Origin of the sequence: Anaerosolibacter carboniphilus, from assembly GCF_014205875.1 — a bacterium.
Classification (GTDB): Bacteria; Bacillota; Clostridia; order Peptostreptococcales; family Thermotaleaceae; genus Anaerosolibacter; species Anaerosolibacter carboniphilus.
In genome coordinates, this window is record NZ_JACHEN010000027.1 from 63,379 (window position 1) to 69,490 (window position 6,112).

Here is a 6,112-nt window from a genome sequence, read left to right on the forward strand (position 1 = left end):
ATAATACGCCTAGATTTTCATATCCTATGGTTGACAGACAATACTTTTTTCAATGATCAAGGTATTGTTTCGAAATTGAACATGATCTGAAAAGGACTGAATAATAAACAATCCTCTCCCGCTTTCGTTAAGAATGCTTTCCTCTGATAACGCTATCGGTATGCTGACTTCATTCTGCACATCACCACAGTCTTGAATCTCGAACTGAACCTTGCTGTCAGAAAAATCATACCGAAAAAAAATTGGCTTTAAGGTGTCCTTTTGATTACCATGGATAAAAGCATTGGTGAACGCCTCCATCAATATAATCCTTATATCAAAGGAATTTCCCTTCCAGTTCAAGTCACTGATAGCAGTATCAATCACTTCTCCGATCTTGTCCAATCCATAGACGATAATTTCTCTTTTCATCCCATGTGTCATCCTTTAACTATATTTTCATTTACAATCCATTGATAAGATATATATTGGATATTTTCCTGAGAGTTCCTGTCTAATTATGTATTATTTTGTAATTTATTTCTATTTTTTCTTAGATAATAATATTTCTTTCTTATATTTGCAACTTTCATCATATACTTCCTTTTTCTTTGTGGAATTAAAACAGGAGAAAATTTTTTTGTGAAGAACTATTTATATTGATTCTTCTTTCGAGTTTCTAAATATCTGAATATATGAAGGGGGCTTTTCCATGATCAAAACAAATACGAATAGATTGGTGATGCAATCTGTTCAGGGTCAAATTTCCCATCCATCTTCAGTCTACCCATACCGCTTGATGCATGATGGGACTTCCCATATTCTACCTGCCACTGGTGGTATTACTTATAATGTACGAATTGGAGATCCTGCCATGGGTTGGGTTGGGGACCATATTGAGCCAGGGGTAACCATCAAAGCAAAGGACGAAAAATCTAATGGGGCTTTAAACCTTCTGGCTTGTATCGGCAACGAAGCCAAGGTTGTAAGTGGTGATGCAAAGGGTGCGGAAGGCTTTGTTACTGGTATCCATGGTGGTGTAGAACATGTTATGATATACTTTCATCAAAAAGATCTCGAAAAAATGTCTATTGATGATCAGATTTTGATAAAATCTTATGGCCAAGGATTGAAAATTCAAGGGTTTGATGAAGTCATGATCATGAATCTTGACCCTGAACTACTGAAAAAAATGAATATTAAAATAGCTGATGACGGTTGTTTAGAGGTTCCGGTGGTTACGGAGGTTCCAGCCTATCTGATGGGATCCGGCACTGGTGCTGCCACAGCTGCAAAAGGCGATTATGATATCATGACCGCTGATCCTGAGGCCAATAAAGCGTATGGATTAGATCAACTTCGCTTCGGTGATCTTGTCCTCCTTAGAGACTGTGATAATTCTTATGGTAGAGGATATTTAAAGGGGGCTGTAACCATTGGCGTAATCATCCACAGTGATTGTATTAAAATGGGCCATGGTCCTGGCGTAACGACCATCATGACTTGTAAAACCGCAAAAATAAGAGGTATAAAGGATTCTAATGCCAACATAGCCTATTACATGGAAGTTAAATAAAACAGGGTAAGGTCAAAATAAAAAGGAACGTATCTTATGTAACTTCGTAGACGTTCCTTTTTCCTATCATTTCAATTATTGATGCAATATCTGGACTCTATAGATATAATACTTTTCCTCCCGCATCATATGATCTGGCATCAGTGGTGAAGCCATGCCCGTTGCATAAACTTTGCAGTTTGATCTGACTTCCTTTACCTTTTCCAGATAACATATGAACTTTTGAAGCTCTTCTTCCACTTCATGATTAAAATACTGAAGTCCGCCATCTTCAAGTCCTGTTCTTTCGAACATTTTAAACATTTCGAAAGCTTTCTTAAATAGCTGATCAAAGCGCTTTACAAATTTTTCCGCCTTATGAATAAGTTCTGTCTCAATCGGATCCAATTCTGCTGCGATAGCACTGGCATGACCTGAAGCATCTGGTAACCATACCTTATGAAGACGAATATTCTCTAATGCCTTGTTAAACGGAAGAGTTCCCTGAGCCATGCAAAGAACCCTATGATATTCCATGGCTTCATTAATCATGTGATTGACAAAGGATGGAGGAAGTCCTAACGCAATATCGCACTGCATTAGCTTTGTCAATAACACTCTTTTGAATTGAATAAATTGTCCCAAAGCCACCATGTTTTTTGATATCAGATTTGACAGTTCTATAGGTGACAATTCCCCATTGAAAGATTTTACTTCTTCATGGAGTGCCTTAAATAAACTCATAAAGTAGGAGGCAGTCTGAATCGCCTCTACTTCTTTTGGCGATAAGTTTGTATACTGGAATTCACCATGATCTCTCATAATCCCCGTCCAAAATTCTATCTCTTCCTTGATGTCGAGCATATAGCAATCCCCCCCTTATTTTTACATTACTATAACATATGCTTTATATCAGGGTTATGGTATTTGTACAATTTAAAATTTAACGATAGAAAAGACCTTAGATTTCTCCAAGGTCTTTTGGTCATTCTATATATTTGATCTAAATATATCTTTGAACGTCAGCTAATGCTTTCTTTGCTTCTGCTACAATACTCTCAATGATTTCGCTGCAAGACTTTAATTCATTAATCACTGTAAGACTTTGTCCTGCTTGCACAAGTCCCCAATCCACATCTCCATCAACAGGTGCTTTTCTGCTGGTACCAATCACCAGCTTTTCCAGTTCTGATTCAGATGCCCCTTCCTTTTCTAATGTTAAGTACTTATTGGTCATCTGATTCTGAATACCTCTAACAGCATGTCCATGTAGAGCCCCTGTTACGACTGTATCGGTGTCTATCGCTTCTACAATCTTATTTTTTGCATTGATATGGACAGTACATTCTTCAGAAGCATAGAATCTGGTTCCCATCTGAACACCAGCTGCTCCCATGACTAGCGCCGCTGCCAGGCCTCTTCCCTCAGCGATACCACCTGCTACAACGACAGGAATATCAACCTCTGGGATTACCTGAGTCATAAGTGCCATCGTGGTGAGCTTCCCTATATGGCCCCCAGCTTCCATGCCTTCAATAATAAGGGCATCTGCGCCTTTATCTGCCACTCTTTTGGCCAGCTTCACATTGGGAATCACTGGAATAACCTTGATACCCGCATTATGTAGTTTCTCAAAATATGGCACGGGATTTCCTGCCCCTAATGTAGCATATGCCACTTTGGCTTCGCATACCACATCTACAATTTCGTCACAATTCGCGGCCATAAGCATGATATTAACACCAAAAGGTTTATCGGTAATTCCCCTGGCGATCTCTATTTGCTCCTTTACCCATTGAGCCGTTCTGCCTCCAGCTGCAATGGTTCCAGCTCCGCCAGCCGCAGATACAGCACCTGCCAACTTTCCATCTGAAACCCAAGCCATTGCACCTTGTATGATAGGATACTGGATATTCAATAATTCAGTTAACTTTGTTTTCATCATAAATCATCCTCATTTCTTTCATCTTACTTTTTCCTATTGTCTATCATTTTCAACATATACATCAATTATACATCTATAGATGCAGATTAAACAACAGCTTTTTATGAAAAAGACACTTGAGATAAAATGAACGCATTTAATATTCATAAAAATATAGGCTTTTTATTTTACCGTTGCTGCGATCAACACCTTCATAAGTAATATTTATTCTGAAATTTCAATAATAATACATTTAAATATAATTATATTTATCGTTTACCTCTGCTTGTTTTCCTAATTCTCAAGTACTATTTTTCTCAACATTAGTCCAAAATTTGTCAATTTTTGTTGACTATTGTCATTAAAACATATATCATAATATCAACTAACTCTTAATTTTTCATTTTATTTTTCACATCAATTTCATGTCTAAAACGCTTAAAAATAAGGTTCATGTCCGGGGTTTTTCCAATTTCCATGGTGCTACTTGACGGATCTGTCTTTGCCCTTATTGCAAACAGCAAACCATCTATTTTATCCACCTTTAGAAAGGAGCACAAACGAACATGTTCAAACAAATCAAACTTAGCACCAAATTTATCTCTCTGTTGGTTGTATTGATTCTCATTTCAGTATCGGCAATTGGTTACATATCTGCCCGAACCCAGGTAACCCTGATTAAGGAGAACCTTACTTACACCACTACAGAGTTAGTGAAAGGGCTCAGCGATCAAATTGATTCATTTCTTCAAGCCAACGTAGCTCTCCTAGAAGGTATCTCTAACCTCGATGATATCCGTCTCTACAATGCTGAAGATCAAAAACATGTTTTAGAAACCCTCAACAAAAGATATCACAATTTTGCTGTGTTATATGTCACGGATATAACTGGTCTGCAGGTTGCCCGTTCTGACGGCAAGACACAGTTTGACAATCTTTCTGATCGTGATTATTTTACAGGCGTTATATCCCAGAAAAAAACCATCATCAGCGATGTCCTCATTTCAAAAACCACTGGCAAGCCAGCAGTCGTCATAGCTTCGCCAATCTTTAATCCCTCAGGTGAACTAATAGGTATCTTGGGCGGAACGTTAGATCTTTCTGCAATTGAGGAAATGCGAAAGCCAATTACCATCGGTAAAACAGGGTATGCTTTTGTCACAGATTCCAAAGGCCAAATTCTTGCTCACAAGGACCAACCCTTGGTTGATGAAAGAAAAGACGTTTCAGATATTCCTACTGTTGCAAAAGCACTCAATGGTCAAACGGGTGCAGAAAACTATATTTATAATGACAGCAAAGTATTCGGCAGCTATACTTCTGTTCCCTCTGTTGGTTGGGCTGTCGTGGTAAGACAATCTGACCAGGAAGCCTATGACCCTGTTGCAAAGGCTCAAAGGAATACCCTTATTTTAGTAGGTATTATTTTGTCCTTGGCTGCAGCCATCGGTTACGCTTTCTCTAAATATACAATGAAACCTCTTTCTACCTTAAATGAAGCTGCCAAGCAATTGGCACAAGGGAATCTAGCCTATAGCTTCCAGGTAAGTACAAAGGATGAAATAGGAGAATTGGCTGATTCCTTCACGGAAATGAAAAATAATCTAAAGAACTTGATTCAGCACGTGGTGCTCGCTTCGGATAATGTAAGCAACACTGCAAACGGCGTCTTGTTCTCATCCCAACAGGCTGGTCAGGTGGCCACCCAGATTTCTGAAGCCATTAATGACTTAGCTTTGGGCAGTGATGATCAAGCAAAAAGTGTACAAACCACTTCTGTCGCTATAAATAGCATCGTCCGTTCTATCGACGAAATTGCCGATAGCAGTACCCATTCCTATGAATCTGCATCGAAAGCAGCTGATCTCGTAAAAGACGGTACACAGATCGTTGAAGATCAAGAAATAAAAATGGTTCAGAGTACAAAAGCTGTTAATAATGTTTCAGACATCATCTTTACATTAAATGACAAGGCCCTGCAGATCAGCCAGATTATCGAGGTTATTCAAGGGATCTCTGAGCAGACAAATTTATTGGCTTTAAATGCTGCCATTGAAGCTGCTAGAGCTGGTGAACAAGGTAGGGGATTTGCTGTAGTGGCCGACGAAGTTCGTAAGCTAGCAGAAGAATCTCAGATATCTACAGGTAAGATTCAAGATATCATTAAAGATATCCAACATGCTACAAATACGGCTGTAGACACGGTAAAATCAGCTACCGATGCCATTGGCGCCCAAAGCGTGTCTGTACAAAACACATCAAAGGTATTCCAGCAGATTTTAGATGTGGTAGATATGATTACAGATCAAGTGAAGGAAATTACCCAAGCGACAAGTCTTGTGAAGGGTGAAGGTCAAAGTATCCTTCAGGAAGTCGAAAGTATTTCTGCTATATCCCAACAGACAGCAGCCAGTACAGAGGAAGTGACTGCATCTACAGAAGAACAAACAGCTTCTATTCTTTATATCGTTGAAGAAATCGAAAAGCTAAATCAATTGTCTACAGAGCTAAAACAATCTATCAGTATCTTTAAACTTTAATCAAAAAGGCACATAAAATGTTCTAGTGTTGCATTAAGTAAAATATTTAATCTTGACCAATTTAAAACCCTCAGATTGCATGGATTATTCCATGTGATATGGGGGTTTTAGGCT

At 38.6% G+C, this 6,112-nt stretch carries 6 protein-coding genes; 2 read left to right on the top strand and 4 right to left on the bottom strand.

Annotated features, from left to right (window positions below; genetic code table 11):
• Positions 1–24: 24 nt before the first annotated feature.
• On the bottom strand, positions 25–411 hold the full coding sequence (locus HNQ80_RS18915; RefSeq protein ID WP_184312244.1) for an ATP-binding protein: 387 nt from the start codon (positions 409–411) through the stop codon (positions 25–27).
• Between the two features lie 280 nt (positions 412–691).
• On the opposite strand from HNQ80_RS18915, the gene HNQ80_RS18920 reads away from it, so the two are divergent.
• Positions 692–1,555: a DUF4438 domain-containing protein gene (locus tag HNQ80_RS18920; protein ID WP_184312245.1), complete on the top strand. Its 864-nt coding sequence runs from the start codon at positions 692–694 to the stop codon at positions 1,553–1,555.
• 75 nt (positions 1,556–1,630) lie between these two features.
• Here HNQ80_RS18920 and HNQ80_RS18925 read toward each other — a convergent pair whose 3' ends face one another.
• The 3 genes from HNQ80_RS18925 to HNQ80_RS25705 form a co-directional block, all read right to left on the bottom strand.
• A complete protein-coding gene (locus HNQ80_RS18925) occupies positions 1,631–2,398 on the bottom strand; it encodes a DUF2935 domain-containing protein (RefSeq protein WP_184312246.1) in 768 nt (255 codons plus the stop codon).
• 139 nt (positions 2,399–2,537) lie between these two features.
• The gene (locus HNQ80_RS18930) at positions 2,538–3,476 is read right to left on the bottom strand and encodes a nitronate monooxygenase (protein ID WP_184312247.1); all 939 of its coding nucleotides are present in this window, start codon (positions 3,474–3,476) and stop codon (positions 2,538–2,540) included.
• Positions 3,477–3,850: 374 nt separating this feature from the next.
• The gene (locus HNQ80_RS25705; protein ID WP_207727097.1) at positions 3,851–4,000 is read right to left on the bottom strand and encodes a hypothetical protein; all 150 of its coding nucleotides are present in this window, start codon (positions 3,998–4,000) and stop codon (positions 3,851–3,853) included.
• 24 nt (positions 4,001–4,024) lie between these two features.
• On the opposite strand from HNQ80_RS25705, the gene HNQ80_RS18935 reads away from it, so the two are divergent.
• Positions 4,025–5,998 carry a methyl-accepting chemotaxis protein gene (locus HNQ80_RS18935; RefSeq protein WP_184312248.1) on the top strand — a complete coding sequence of 658 codons (1,974 nt, stop codon included), beginning with the start codon at positions 4,025–4,027 and terminating at the stop codon, positions 5,996–5,998.
• The last annotated feature ends 114 nt before the right edge of the window (positions 5,999–6,112 follow it).